Source organism: Streptomyces antibioticus, assembly GCF_002019855.1.
Taxonomy (GTDB): domain Bacteria; phylum Actinomycetota; class Actinomycetes; order Streptomycetales; family Streptomycetaceae; genus Streptomyces; species Streptomyces antibioticus_B.
The window spans coordinates 388417-401335 of the sequence record NZ_CM007717.1 but is presented as its reverse complement, the minus strand read 5'-3'; the positions used below and the strand labels follow the sequence as shown (position 1 = coordinate 401335).

The 12919-nt window shown below is 74.1% G+C and carries 12 protein-coding genes and 1 pseudogene; 7 read left to right on the top strand and 6 right to left on the bottom strand.

Annotated features, from left to right (window positions below):
• Positions 1-205: 205 nt before the first annotated feature.
• The 4 genes from AFM16_RS01795 to AFM16_RS01780 form a co-directional block, all read right to left on the bottom strand.
• Positions 206-898 (bottom strand): CBS domain-containing protein, encoded by a 693-nt coding sequence (locus tag AFM16_RS01795; protein WP_078631884.1) that lies wholly within the window; start codon positions 896-898, stop codon positions 206-208.
• Positions 899-999: 101 nt separating this feature from the next.
• Positions 1000-2025, bottom strand: coding sequence for an alcohol dehydrogenase catalytic domain-containing protein (locus tag AFM16_RS01790; protein WP_078631882.1), 1026 nt, complete (start codon positions 2023-2025; stop codon positions 1000-1002).
• Positions 2026-2128: 103 nt separating this feature from the next.
• The gene (locus AFM16_RS01785) at positions 2129-3646 is read right to left on the bottom strand and encodes a bifunctional aminoglycoside phosphotransferase/ATP-binding protein (RefSeq protein WP_245177602.1); all 1518 of its coding nucleotides are present in this window, start codon (positions 3644-3646) and stop codon (positions 2129-2131) included.
• Positions 3639-4511 (bottom strand): universal stress protein, encoded by an 873-nt coding sequence (locus AFM16_RS01780; protein ID WP_078636805.1) that lies wholly within the window; start codon positions 4509-4511, stop codon positions 3639-3641. The genes AFM16_RS01785 and AFM16_RS01780 overlap by 8 nt, the downstream gene beginning before the upstream one ends.
• A gap of 384 nt (positions 4512-4895) precedes the next feature.
• Between AFM16_RS01780 and AFM16_RS01775 the strand changes: the two genes are divergently transcribed.
• From AFM16_RS01775 to AFM16_RS01755, 6 genes and pseudogenes are all read left to right on the top strand, one after another.
• The gene (locus tag AFM16_RS01775) at positions 4896-5501 is read left to right on the top strand and encodes an Rv1733c family protein (RefSeq protein ID WP_078631878.1); all 606 of its coding nucleotides are present in this window, start codon (positions 4896-4898) and stop codon (positions 5499-5501) included.
• Positions 5502-5612: 111 nt separating this feature from the next.
• Positions 5613-6947, top strand: a pseudogene (locus tag AFM16_RS01770) (nicotinate phosphoribosyltransferase); the annotation flags it as partial.
• Between the two features lie 3 nt (positions 6948-6950).
• Positions 6951-7253: a DUF1876 domain-containing protein gene (locus AFM16_RS39785; RefSeq protein WP_306293487.1), complete on the top strand. Its 303-nt coding sequence runs from the start codon at positions 6951-6953 to the stop codon at positions 7251-7253.
• Between the two features lie 37 nt (positions 7254-7290).
• Positions 7291-8199, top strand: a complete 909-nt coding sequence (locus tag AFM16_RS01765) for a DUF1918 domain-containing protein (protein WP_078631874.1) — start codon at positions 7291-7293, stop codon at positions 8197-8199.
• A gap of 76 nt (positions 8200-8275) precedes the next feature.
• On the top strand, positions 8276-9151 hold the full coding sequence (locus tag AFM16_RS01760) for a universal stress protein (protein WP_078631873.1): 876 nt from the start codon (positions 8276-8278) through the stop codon (positions 9149-9151).
• A 119-nt stretch (positions 9152-9270) separates the two neighbouring features.
• Positions 9271-9627, top strand: coding sequence for a hypothetical protein (locus AFM16_RS01755; protein ID WP_030780777.1), 357 nt, complete (start codon positions 9271-9273; stop codon positions 9625-9627).
• Positions 9628-9630: 3 nt separating this feature from the next.
• Here the strand turns inward: AFM16_RS01755 and AFM16_RS01750 are convergent, their stop codons facing one another.
• A complete protein-coding gene (locus tag AFM16_RS01750) occupies positions 9631-11028 on the bottom strand; it encodes an Hsp70 family protein (protein WP_167797141.1) in 1398 nt (465 codons plus the stop codon).
• A 202-nt stretch (positions 11029-11230) separates the two neighbouring features.
• Between AFM16_RS01750 and AFM16_RS01745 the strand changes: the two genes are divergently transcribed.
• The gene (locus tag AFM16_RS01745; protein WP_078636804.1) at positions 11231-12250 is read left to right on the top strand and encodes a phosphotransferase family protein; all 1020 of its coding nucleotides are present in this window, start codon (positions 11231-11233) and stop codon (positions 12248-12250) included.
• Here the strand turns inward: AFM16_RS01745 and AFM16_RS01740 are convergent.
• Positions 12214-12846: an ankyrin repeat domain-containing protein gene (locus tag AFM16_RS01740; protein WP_030780768.1), complete on the bottom strand. Its 633-nt coding sequence runs from the start codon at positions 12844-12846 to the stop codon at positions 12214-12216. The genes AFM16_RS01745 and AFM16_RS01740 overlap by 37 nt on opposite strands.
• Between the last annotated feature and the right edge of the window lie 73 nt (positions 12847-12919).

Below are 12919 nucleotides of genomic sequence, written 5' to 3'. Positions count from 1 at the left end.
CGGCGACGATGCGCTTGAGGTGGGCGGGGGGTGGGGGAGCGGTGGTGTCGGAGGCCATGTGCGCCACTTCCTCGTGTGCGGTGCGGACGGGGCGTTGTCCGCACACCGTAGGAACGCGCAGGTCAAGGCACATGTGGCCGTGCTGCACAGTCTGGCGGCGAGGTGTGAGGGCGTACCCCACGCCTCGTCGGCCGTTCCTCGTCACTCATCCGGCGTGGTGCGCCGCCTCGGGATCGGGTGCGGTGGCGGTGTCGTCCACCCGGTGGTCCAGTTCGGCGGAGACGTCGACCACTCCGTCCACGCCCTGGCACAGGCGGACGGCGACCGGGACGAGCGACTTGCGCTCGACCGTGCCGCGCAGGGTGACCCGGCCGTCGACGACGTGCACGGTGACCTCGCCGGGCTCGACGCCGAGCGTGCGCAGGAGCACCTCGCCCGAGATCTCCTCGCGGATCGCGCTGTCGCCCCGCAGGAAGACCCGCAGCAGATCGGCCCTGCTGACCAGGCCGACCAGCCGGCCCGCCTCGTCGACCACCGGCAGCCGCTTGACGTGGTGGCGCTCCATGACCTGGGCGGCCTCCACCGCGGTCCACTCCGGGCGCGCGGTCACGGCCGGGCTGTTCATCAGGCCCTGCGCGATCGTGGCCTCGGCCTTGGCACGGTCGGCGGGCCGGGGGCGCAGGACCGGCAGCAGGCCCGCCGGATCCACCCCGGCGGCCTCCTTGCGCAGCAGATCCGCCTCGGAGACCACCCCCACGACGTGCTCCTCGTCGTCCACGACCGGTACGGCGGTGATGCCGTTCTCGGCCAGCAGCTTGGCGATCTCCTTGAAGCCGGTGTCCCGGCGGACCCGGACGACCGATGTGGACATCAGGTCGCTGACCTTCCGGTGCCACATGGTTCCCGCCTCCTCGTGTCGCGTGCGGTGCTCCTTCCACTCTCCGCCGGGCACGGCCGCGCGGCTTGGGCCGGTCGGCCCCGATTGGTCCCTGGGACCCCTCAGCGCAGCAGGACGATCTTGAGGGCGCCCGTGACGGTGCCCCGGGCGAACGCCTCGTAGGCGTCCTCGGTCCGGTCCAGGGGCAGGGTGTCGGTGACCAGCCCGGAGACCTCCAGGTCTCCGTACCGCACCATCCCGAGGAGCCAGGGGACGGACGACGTGTCGACCTGGCCGGTGCTGATGGTGACGTTCTTGTGCCACAGGGACTCGAGGTGCAGCGTGGCCGGTCTCCCGTGCACGCCGATGGTGGCGATGTGCCCTCCGGAGCGCACGGCACGGGTGCTCAGGACGAACCCGTCCGGCTCGCCGGACGCCTCGATGACGACGTCGGCCCCCGGCCCCTCGGCCAGGTCGGCGATCAGCTTCCCGGGCAGGACCGCGGTGTCGCCGCCCACCCGGGCGGCCGCCTCCAGCCGCGCGGTGGACAGGTCGACCACCATGATCCGGCGCGGCGAGTAGAGCCGTGCCACCAGCACCGAGGCGAGCCCGATCGGCCCGGCGCCGACCACGACGACCGTGTCACCGGGGCTGACATGGCCGTTGCGCACGCCGACCTCGTATGCGGTCGGCAGGACGTCGGAGAGCAGGACCGCCTCGGCGAGCGGCACGCTCGCGGGCCGTCGGTGGGTGGAGTGCTCGGCGAACGGCACCCGCACCAGCTCGGCCTGGGTGCCGTTGATCCGGTTGCCCAGGATCCAGCCGCCGCCGCGGTTGCACTGTCCGAACAGGGTGTTGCGGCACGCCCGGCAGCGGCCGCACGCCGAGACCGCCGACACGATCACCTGATGGCCGGGGCGGAGCCGCTCGACGTCGGGGCCCACCTCCACGACCTCGCCGACGGCCTCGTGACCGAGGACGGTGCCCGGCTTCACCTCGGGGAGGTCGCCCCGCAGGATGCGCAGATCGCTGCCGCAGACGGTGGTGGCGTCGACCCGCACGACCGCGTCGCCCGGCTCCTCGATCGCGGGGTCCGCGACGGTGTCCCAGGACCGCTGCCCGGGGCCGTGATAGACGAGCGCTCGCACGGTACCAACTCCCTCGCTGCCCCCACTCAACCGTCACTCCGGGCCCGCACCCGGGCAACCGGGCCCCGCGCCCCGCGCCCCGCCGGACGGTCACGGAGGCGGCCTAGCCGGGTTCCATGTAGGGCCGCCGGAAGACCGGCGCCTGCCCGCCGCCTCCCGGCCGTACGGCCGCCAGTGCCCGGGACACGGCGGACTCCAGCGGCCCGCCCGTGTCGACGGGGACGGCCTCCGGCCACGGCGGCTCACCGGCCGCCATGGCGCGGGCGATGCCGGCGTCGGCGTCGGACGGCCCCGGGGCTCGCGTGCTCAGCCGGGCCTCCGACACCTCCGTCGGCACCCGGCAGTGCAGGGCCACCAGATCCGCCTCGGCCGCCTCGGCCACGCGCCGCGCCGCCGTGCGCTGCTCCGCCGTCGACCAGGTCGCGTCCAGGACGACCGACTCGCCGAGGGACAGCAGGACGGCCGCCCGGTCGAGGAGGGCCGTGTACGTGCGGGCCGTCCACTCGGCGCTGTAGAGTCCCTCGCCGTAACCGGCCGCCGCCGACCGCTCCGGCGGGATGCCCGCCAGCTCCTTGCGCAGCCGGTCGCTGCTCAGGAGCGTGGCCTCCAGCCGGTCGGCGAGCGCACCGGAGAGCGTGGACTTGCCGCTCCCGGGCAGTCCGCCGACGAGCGTCAGCCCGACGGCGGCGGTCCGCAGATGGCGCAGCGCCGTCGAGACCAGCCGCCGTGCCGCGGACTCCGCGCCCGACGCTCCCTGGCTCGCCCGGATGAGCGACACCTTGGCGCGGACGAACGCCCGGTAGGCCACGTAGTGGTGCCACAGGGACGCGGGCGCGGGATCGCCGGAGTACTCGCCGTAGCAGGCCAGGAAGTGCGCCGCCGTCTCCGGGGCGCCGAGCTGCTCCAGGTCCATGGCGAGGAACGCGGCGTCGTCCAGCCCGTCGACGTACCGCAGACGGTCGTCGAACTCCAGGCAGTCCAGGACGCGGGGGCCGTCGTCCAGACAGAACACGTCCTCGGCGAGCAGGTCGCCGTGGCCGTCGACCACCCGCCGCTGCTCGATCCGGGAGTCGAACAGCCGCTCGCGGCCGCCCAGATAGCGGCGCACGAGCCGCTCGACCTCCGGCACCCCGTCGGGCACCCCGTCCTCTCCGGTCAGCTCACGGACCTGCGCGAAACTCGCCTCCCAGCGCGCGGACAGCGCGTCCCGGGTGCCCTGCGCGTCCACCTCGGGGCCGCGCGGCGCCGCCGCGTGCCAGGCGGCGAGCCGACGGGCCACGGCGCGCACCACGTCGTCGACGGGGGCGCCCGTCCGGACGAGCCGGGACAGCCTCCGGTCGGCGGGCATCCGGCGCATCACCACCAGGGGTTCCGGACCGTCCGCCCCGGGATCGTGGAACTCGCCCAGACCCAGGTACACGTCGGGCGCGAACCGGCGGTTGAGCGCGATCTCGCGTGCGCACGCCGCCCGCCGCGCCGACCGCGTGGTGTAGTCGAGGAACCCCAGGTCCACCGGCTTCTTGACCTTGTACGCGCGGTCGCCCGCGAAGAACACGATCGCGGTGTGGGTCTCGCACACCTCGGCCCGGCCGGACTCGTTCGGCCGAGGGGACTCAGTCATGGGGGACGACGGCCACGGGGCAGCGCCCGTGGTGCAGGGCGGCATGGGCGACGGGCCCCAGATGGGGCGCCACCCCGTGCCGGTGCGCGCGCCGGCCGACGACGAGCAGCGAGGCGTCCTCGGCGGCCCGGACCACGGCCTTGGCCGGGCTGGTCAGCCGGACGCCGTCGGCCACCTCCACCTGCGGGAACTTCTCGCGCCACGGGCGGAGCACCTTGCCCAGCTCGCCGTCCGCCTCCTTCGTCAGCTCCTCGGTCACATGGTGGTCCGTACCCCACGGCATGCGCGCGTGGAACGGCACGCTGCGGCCGTGGACGGCCAGCAGGGGAAGGCCCCGGGCGGCGGCGCTGCGGAAGGCGAAGTCGAGCAACTCGTCGCCGGGGCCGTTCAGTTTCAGCGCCACGACCACCGGTCCCGCGGGCGGGGCGGGCCGGTGCCCGTCCTCCGCGGGCTCCGCGCGGACCAGGACGACGGGCCGTTCGGCCCGGGCCACGACCGGCATGCTGACATCGCCCAGGAAGTAGCTCTCGACGGTCTCCAGACCCCGCGAGCCCAGCACCAGCATCTCGGACTCGGCGGCGGCCCTGAGCAGGGCCTCCTGGGCGTCCTCGGCGACCAGACTGCCCACGACCGTCAGACCGGGCCTGCGGGCCTGCAACTCCGCCTGCGCGGTGTGGACCAGACGCTTCGCCCAGTAGTTCTGGTCGACCTCGGCCGGGGCGCGGGCCGGCTCCGGAGCCAGCAGCGGCCAGGCGTGCAGCAGCCGCAGCCCGAGCCGGCGCTGATCGGCCTCGTCGGCGGCCCAGCGGGCGGCGGCGAGACTCTCGGGTGAGCCGTCCAGGCCCACGGTGACGACGGGTTCCATGGCGGCGGCGCTCTCCCTCTTCGGATGCTCCTCATCGGGTTCCAACGGGTTCTCCTCTTCGAGAAGTACCCCAATCCCCTCCGGCGCGCATGTGGACCGGCCGCCCGCACCGGGTCCATCACCGGGTCCCGCGGGGGTTCCGCACCCGGCTCCGCAGTGGTTCCGTACCGGGTCCCGCAGTGGTTCCGTACCGGGTCCCGCAGGGGTTCCGTACCGGGTCCCGCAGGGGTTCCGTACCGGGTCCCGCACCGCGCGGGAGCGGGCGGGACCCGGTAGGGACCTTCGGCCCTTTGACCGGAGTGCGCCGGTGCCCGAAGCTGATAGAGCGAGCGGGGGGAGCCAGGATCGGGGGAACGCGACCAGCGAACCGCTGGAGGCCGACCCATGAACGCACACGAGTCGCCGTACCCGTCCGGCCCGCCCCTGCCGCACGACGCCCGTACGCCGGCGCGCGGCAACCCGCTCCGGCGGCCCTCCGACCGCTTCGAGTGGTGGTTCCGTCTCCTCCTGATGGCGCTCCTCGCCGTCGGGTTGCCCCTGGCCGCGTACAGCGCGGGCACCGCCGCGTACGAGTCGGCGATGCGCGCCGTCCGCGCGCAGGCGGCCGAACGGCACCAGGTCACGGCCCGGCTGGCCGAGGACGTCGTACGCGACACCACCGTGGCGAAACGGGCGGCGAAGGTCCGCTGGACCGACGCCGACGGCGCCGTGCGCACCGGATCGGCCCTGGTGAAGCCGGGAAGCGCCAAGGGGTCCGCCGTCCGCGTGTGGGTGGACCGCGACGGCACCGTGACCAGCCCGCCGGCCACCGCCCTCAACGCGCGGACCACCGGCTGGGTGACGGGCGGCGCGGCCGCGCTCGGCGTGGGCCTCGGGGCCTACGGCGTCTGGGCGGGCACGCGTCTGCTGCTCGACCGCGGACGCTACGCGCGCTGGGAGGCCGAGTGGGAGCGGGCGGAACCGCTGTGGTCCGCGCGCTTCCGCCGCTGAGGAGCCGCCGACGAGCCGCCCACGAGCCGCTGAGGAGCCGCCGACGGCCGCCGAAGCGCCGGTGGCGGCCTTGACCGCCACGCCGCGCACACAGGACGAGGAGGCAGCACCATGTCGGACGCCACGACCACCGATCTGTACGAGGTGACGATGGCGATGTCCTACCTCCGGGAGGGCATGACCGCGCCCGCGACGTTCAGCCTCTTCGTCCGCGAGCTGCCTCCCGGGCGCGGCTTCCTCGTCGCCGCCGGACTGGAGTCCGCCCTCGACCTGCTGTCCGGCTTCCGGGTCGGCCCCGAGGACGTCGACGCCTTCGCCGCCGCGCTGCACCGGCCCCGCCGGGACCTGGAGCCGCTGCTCGGCCTGGAGTTCACCGGCCGGGTGCGGGCGGTGCCGGAAGGGCGGACCGTGCTCGCGGGCGAACCCCTGCTGGAGGTGACGGCACCCCTTCCGCAGGCCCAGCTCGTGGAGTCGTACGTGCTCAATCTGCTCAGCCATCAGACGGCGGTCGCCTCGAAGGCCGTGCGCTGTGTGCTCGCCGCGGCCGGGCGTCCGGTGGTGGACTTCTCGCTGCGGCGCACCCACGGCCCGCAGGCCGGGTTCCAGGCCGCCCGGCTCGGCGCGCTGGCCGGCTTCGCCGGGACCAGCAACGTGGCCGCCGCCACCGCCCTCGACCTCCCCGCCGTCGGCACCATGGCCCACTCCTACGTGGAGGCGTTCGGCTCCGAGGAGGACGCGTTCCGCGCCTTCGCCCGCACCCACCCCGGCCCCGTGACCCTGCTCGTGGACACCTACGACACCGAGGAGGGCGTCCGCGTCGCGGCGCGGGTCCTGCGCGACCTGGACCGCGGGCCCGGCTGCGCCGTACGGCTGGACAGCGGCGACCTCGGCGACCTCGCCGTACGGACCCGCGCGCTCCTGGACGAGGCGGGACTGCCGGACGTGCGGATCGTCGCCAGCGGCGGTCTCGACGAGTACGGCCTGGACGACCTGGTGCGCTCCGGGGCACCGATCGACACCTACGCCGTCGGCACCCGGGTCGGGGTGTCCGCCGACGCCCCCTACCTGGACTCCGCGTACAAGATGGTCGAGTACGACGGCCGCCCGGTGATGAAACTGTCGTCGGCGAAGGTCACGGCACCCGGCCCCAAACAGGTGTTCCGCCGCCCCGGCCACGCGGACGTGATCGCGCTCGCCGGCGAACGGCCGCCGACGGACGGTGTCCCGCTGCTGGAGACGGTGATGGAGCACGGCCGCCGCACCGGCCGGCCGGCCGCACTCGCCGAGTCCCGGGCACGCTGCGCCGCGGACCTGGACGCCCTGCCCGCGGCCGCCCGCCGCATCCGGGAACCCGTCGCGCCCCGCGCCACGACCTCCGAGCGGCTGGACGCGCTCACCGCCCGCGTCCGGCGCGACATCGAACAGCGAACGGCAGCACACCGGCCCGACATGAGGAGGAGAGCCATGCCGCACACGGCGGAATGGAAGGTCCGTCTGCACCTCTTCGAGGAGGACGACGGAACGACGAAGGCACGGCTGGTGCTGGACACCGGCACCACCGAACTCACCGGCCACGGCGCCGCGCACTGCCATCCGGCGGACACCGACGTCCCGGAGATCGGTGACGAACTGGCGGCAGGACGGGCCATGAACGACCTGTCCCGGCAACTGCTGCGCATCGCCGAGCAGGACATCGAGGACCAGGGCGCACAGCGGCCGCGGGCCCGCGAGACCGCCGCCTGGCCCATGTGACCCCGTGCACCCCCGACATGAGGAGAGGGCGGCCATCATGCGAGCACACCTCGGCGACCAGCTCGTCGTGGAACGGACCAGGTCCGGTGCGCCCCGGCGCGACGGCGAGATCGTGGGACTCCGTCACCCGGACGGGACGCCACCGTACGAGGTGCGCTGGTCGGACACGGACGAGGTCACGCTCGTCTACCCCGGACCCGACGCGCACGTCCACCACCTGGAACACGGCGGGCCCGGCGCACCGGACGCCGGCGCGGCCCGGACCGTCCCCCCGGCCGTCCCGTCGGCCGGCGCGGCCAACCCCGGCGACCTCGGCCGCCGCGTGGCCGCCGAACGCCGCGCCCGCGGACTCGGCCGGGAGGAGACGGCCCGCCGCGCCGGGATGTCGCCCGGCTACCTCGCCTACCTGGAGGAACAGCCCGCCGACCCGAGCGTGACGGCCCTCATCCGACTCGCCGACGCCCTGGGGACCACCGCCGCCGCCCTGCGCGGAGGCGGCTTCGACCTGCCACCGGGCCAGGGCGTGGCACTGCTGCGGCCACAGCTCCACGACCTCGGCCCGGACGAGTGCCGCGCCCTGCTGTCCACCCACGGCATCGGGCGCGTCGCGGTGTCCGCGCCCGACGGCCGCCCGGCGGTCGTCCCGGTCAACTACGAGTTCTACGACGACACGATCGCCTTCAGGACCCGGCCGGGCTCGCTGCCCGCGGCCGCCGTCGGGACCGAGGTCGCCTTCGAGGTCGACCATGTGGACGACGCCCTCAGCCAGGGCTGGAGCGTCCTCGCCGTCGGCCCCGCGAGCGTCGTCACCGACCCCCGGGCGGTGCACGGGCTGGTCGAGCGGTCCCACACCATGCCCTGGCCGGGCGGCGAACGCGACCTGTGGGTGTCGATCCGGGCCGCGACCCTCACCGGCCGCCGGATCACCGCGGCGAACCCGCACTAGCGCGTGTCCGGCCGGTGTCGCGGCGATCCGCGGGCGGTGCGACGGTATTCACACGGACGATAAGGCGGTGGCGACGATGGAACTCCCGCTGGTCGTGGGCGTCGACGGATCCGCATCCAGCCTGCGGGCGGTCGACTGGGCGGTGGACGAGGCGGCACGGCACGGCCTGCCGCTGCGGCTGGTCCACGCCTCCCGGTGGGAGCGCTACGAGCGCGCCCTGCCGTCCTTCACCACCGGTCTGCCCGCCGAGGACGCGTCGGCGCGGAACGTGGTCGCCGCCTGCGCGCGGCGCGCCGAACTCCGCAACCCCGAGGTCAAGGTGTCCGAGGAGGTGCTGCCCGACGACGCCGTGTCCGCGCTGCTGCGGGCGGCGCCCGAGTCGTTCGCCCTGGTCGTGGGGGACCGCGGGCGGGGTGAACTGGCCGCGCTGCTGCTGGGCTCGGTCAGCCTCGCGGTCGCGGCCCGCGCGGTGTGCCCGGTCGTGGTCGTCCGCGGCGCCGAACCCGCCGTGCGGGGTACCTACGGCCGGATCGTGGTCGGCGTCGGCGACACGGCCGAGCGCACGGGCGCCGTCCGGTTCGCCGCCCGCGAGGCCCAGGCCCGCGGTTGCGCGCTGACCGCCGTACGGGCCTGGCGGCGGCCGGCCCACGAGCACCGGGACCATCTCCTGGTCGCGGACGACGCCGTGCAGGCGCACGACGAGCGGGCCGCCACCGAACTGGAGGACGCGCTGAGCGACGTCGTACGGGAGCACCCCTCCCTCACCGTCCACCGCCGCACTGCCGACGGCCCGGCCCGCCGGGTGCTGCTCGACGCGGCGGCCGAGGCCGACCTGATCGTCGTCGGCGCCGTCCGCCGACACGGCCACTTCGGCCTGCAACTCGGCACGGTCGCCCATACCCTGCTGCACCACGCCGACTGCCCGGTCGCGGTCGTTCCCCAGCGGGTCTGAGACCGCCAACCGCCGCCGGACGGGGATATCCGGTGGCCACCTAGCGCGCCACGCCGATAGGGTCCGGGTCCCCGGACGCCCGAATCGGCGGTGTCCGCAGTCCACAGAGAGCGACGCACATGACCAGCCGGCGACCGACGACGACCCTGTGGCGCCCCACCGGCCCCAAGGAACTGGATCTGGTCCGCGAGCTGAAATGGCGCGCCTGGCCGCCCCGGCTTCCCGAGCAGCCGATCTTCTACCCGGTCCTCGACGAGGACTACGCGATCAAGATCGCCCGGGACTGGAACGTGAAGCACGACGGCGCCGGTTTCGTCACCCGCTTCGAGGTCGACTCGGAATTCCTGAGCCGGTACCCCGTCCAGCAGGCCGGCGGCCGGACCATCCTCGAACTCTGGGTACCTGCCGAGGAGTTGGACGACTTCAACGCCCATATCGTCGGTGAGATCCAGGTGATCCACACGTTCCGTCCGTAACCGCTAGAAGGAGAAGCGGTGTTCCCTCCCGGTCACCGGGTGGCGGACGCGGATGACGAGTTCGGCGCTGGCGTCGAGGTCGAACGTGACGTCGATCGGCTTGCCGAAGGCCGCGCGGCCGAGGTGGGTGATCGTGACGTGGCCCAGGAGGACGTTGTCGGCCAGCAGCTCGCTCTCGCCCTGGCAGACGGGGATGCGCAGGCTCTCCGTGTCCGGGTCGACGGTCTCGAAGCGTTCGGTGCGCCGGGTCGGGATGTCGGTGTTGCGCTCGATGAGGCGGCGGACGGTGCCGCCCTTGGTGCCGATGCCCAGGGACAGCGGCGTCACGTCGGACAGCAGGGTCGTCCGGTACAGGCCCCGCAGGACGGCCGCCTGGAGCGCGGCGCCGTGCGCGACCAACTCGCCCGGCAGATGGTGCAGTCTGGCGCGCGGGCCGACCACCCGGGTGACCAGGTCACGTACGGCCGGCATCCGCGCGGACCCGCCCACCAGCACCACGCGCGTGACCTCGGTGGGGATCCCCGCGTCGGCGAACACCTTGCGCAGGGGGCCCTCGCAGCGGGCCAGCAGGTCGGCGGTGACGGCCTGGAACGCGGCACGGGTGAGGGTCTCCCTGAGATGGAGCGGGCCCTCGGTCGCCGTCGCCGGATAGAGGTACGGCAGGTCGATCTCGGTCTCGGACCGCGAGGAGAGGTCGGTCTTGGCGCGTTCGGCGGCCTCGGTCAACCGGGTCAGCGCGGCGGGGGAGTTGCCGCGCCCGGCGGCGAGATGGGCGGCCAGCGCGGCGTCCCAGTCGTCGCCGCCGAGCGCGTTGTCACCGCAGGTGGCCAGGACGTCGACGACACCGTCCCCGACCGCGATCAGCGACACGTCGAACGTGCCGCCGCCGAAGTGGACGACCAGAAGAGTCGTGTCGTCCCACTCGCGGTCCCACAACCGCGAGTGGTCGTAGGCGAAGGCCGCGGCGGTCGGCTCGTTGACGATCCGCAGCACCTCCAGACCGGCCCGCCGCGCCGCCTGCCGGGTGGCACGCCGGCCCAGCTCCGAGAAATGCGCGGGCACGGTGAGGACGGCGGCCGTGACCGGAGCCCCCAACCGGGCCTCGGCGTCCCGCTTGACCTTGGCGAGGATGTGCCCGCAGATCTCCTCGGCGGTGTGCACCTCGCCGTCCACGGTGACGGTCCGTCCGCTGCCCAGATGTCGCTTGGCCGAGAGGACCGTGCGCTGTGGATGGCTCAGCGAACGGCGCCGGGCGGCCTCCCCGACCAGGATCCGGCCGTCCTCCGCGAACGACACGACACACGGGGTGGTCAGGGACCCCTCCGCGTTGGGCAGGGTCTCGCAACGGCCCTCGCGGAACACCGCGACGGTGGCCGACACCGTCCCCAGATCGATCCCCACCGCGACTCCCGCGGCCCCCGGCCCACCACGCTCCATCTGCGCTCCCCCCGGTACCGCCGACGCTGCCGTCAGCGTAGGGGCATCTCTGTCCGATAGAGGGACTTTCCATACCAAGTGCCGGTGGATCCGGTGGGCGTGATCGGCGTGGGGGACCATGGACCGGGCCGAACCGAACCGAGCCGAGTCGAGACGGGGAGCGGGCGTGGAGAGCATCACGAAGAACCGGCAGTCACCGCAGGTCCTGCGGGCCATGGTCGAACGCGCCTACGGTCCGGACCGCACGCCCGAAGGAGAGGGCTGGATCGGCGAGTTGGGGCACGGCTGGTTCAACGTCGCCTACCGGGTCCGGCTGCGCGACGGCTACGAGGCCGTCCTGAAGATCGCGCCACCGCCCGGAGTCGAGGTGATGACCTACGAACGCGGCGCCATGGCCACCGAGTTGGCGGCGCTGGACCTGATCCGCAAGCACACCGCCGTGCCCGTCCCCCGGGTCGACTTCGCCGACCGCGGCCACGACCTGTGCGACGCGGACTGGTTCTGCATGCCGTTCGTGGACGGCGACAACCTCTCCGTCGCGGGCCCCGGGCTGCCCGCCGCGGACCTGGCCGCCTTCAAGGAGCGGGTCGGCGCGGCGAACCGGGAGATCAACTGCGTCCGCGGTACGGCCTTCGGGCCACTGGCCGGGCCGGGGGACAGCTCCTGGCGCCGGGTGTTCACGGGCATGGTCGAGGAGGTGCTGGCGGACGGCGAGCGGCGCCACGTCGACCTCGGGTGGGACTACGACACCGTGCGCGAGGCGGTGGCCGAGCACGCCGCGAGCCTGGACGAGGTGCGCGAGCCGCGGCTCGTGGAGTGGGACCTGTGGGACGGCAACGTCCTGGTCCGCGACGGCAGGATCGCCTCCGTCATTGACCACGAACGCGCCTTCTACGGCGACCCGCTCATCGAAGTCGGTTTCGCGGGAACGCAGTTGGCCGCCTTCGGCGACCCCGCCCCGTTCATGCGCGGCTACGGACACCCTCCGCTGACCGCGGGCGAGACCGTGCGCCGCCGGCTGTACTGTCTGCACCTGGCGCTCGTCATGGTGATCGAGACCGTCTACCGAGGCCACACCGACCCCGGACCCTACGACTGGGCGCGCGAGCGGCTCGCCGAGGCGATGGCCCTCCTCGGCCGCGCTCCCCGTCAGAGTGCGGACCAGCCCTCGGGGGTCACCCGGTAGAACTGGCCCGCGTCGGCGTCCATCCGGGAATGGCCGTGCACATGCAGATGGTCCTCGCCGAGGCGGTAGGTGAAGCCGCCCATCATGCCGACGACCGTGAAGACGATCCGCACGGCGGGTCCCTCCGTCAGCGGGGACAGCGGCGGCAGCAGGTGCTCGACCTGGTCGAAGCAGCGGCCGGTCCGGTCCCGCAGCAGTGCGTGGAAGTGCCGTTCGAGCGCGGCCTCGGGGGCCGGAAGCCGCCGTACGGCGACCGGTTCCAGCAGGTCCAGCAGATGGGTGTGGCCCCGCTCCCGGGCGATGTCCACGGCGCGCCGTCCGTCCCGGGTGCGCTGGGTGCGCCAGCCGCCGTGGGCGATCAGCCGGGAGACGACGGCGAACTCCGCGCCGTGCCAGGCCGCCTGGTGCAGTGCGGTGAAGCCGCTGCGATTGCCGGGCCGGGGCACGTTCACCCACTCCGGGTGCTCGCCCAGCTCCTCGAACACGCCGTTCCAGTCGGCGTCCCGGGCCCGGTCGGCGAAGCGGTCCCGTTCCTCCAGGTAGTGGTCGCCGAAGGTCCCGCGGTCCGTGAGGCCGTCCCATTGCACGCTGATCACCCGCCCAGGCTAACCGGGGCACGGGCGCCGCCGAAGGCCGCCCGTCACTCTCTCGGGTGGTCATCCGCCGTGC

Coding starts and splice junctions, on each gene's coding strand:
- AFM16_RS01760 (WP_078631873.1), top strand. CDS start 8,276: ATGGAACTCCCGCTGGTCGTGGGCGTCGACGGATCCGCATCCAGCCTG.
- AFM16_RS01785 (WP_245177602.1), bottom strand. CDS start 3,646: ATGACTGAGTCCCCTCGGCCGAACGAGTCCGGCCGGGCCGAGGTGTGC.
- AFM16_RS01795 (WP_078631884.1), bottom strand. CDS start 898: ATGTGGCACCGGAAGGTCAGCGACCTGATGTCCACATCGGTCGTCCGG.
- AFM16_RS01755 (WP_030780777.1), top strand. CDS start 9,271: ATGACCAGCCGGCGACCGACGACGACCCTGTGGCGCCCCACCGGCCCC.
- AFM16_RS01775 (WP_078631878.1), top strand. CDS start 4,896: ATGAACGCACACGAGTCGCCGTACCCGTCCGGCCCGCCCCTGCCGCAC.
- AFM16_RS01780 (WP_078636805.1), bottom strand. CDS start 4,511: ATGGAACCCGTCGTCACCGTGGGCCTGGACGGCTCACCCGAGAGTCTC.
- AFM16_RS39785 (WP_306293487.1), top strand. CDS start 6,951: ATGAGGAGGAGAGCCATGCCGCACACGGCGGAATGGAAGGTCCGTCTG.
- AFM16_RS01765 (WP_078631874.1), top strand. CDS start 7,291: ATGCGAGCACACCTCGGCGACCAGCTCGTCGTGGAACGGACCAGGTCC.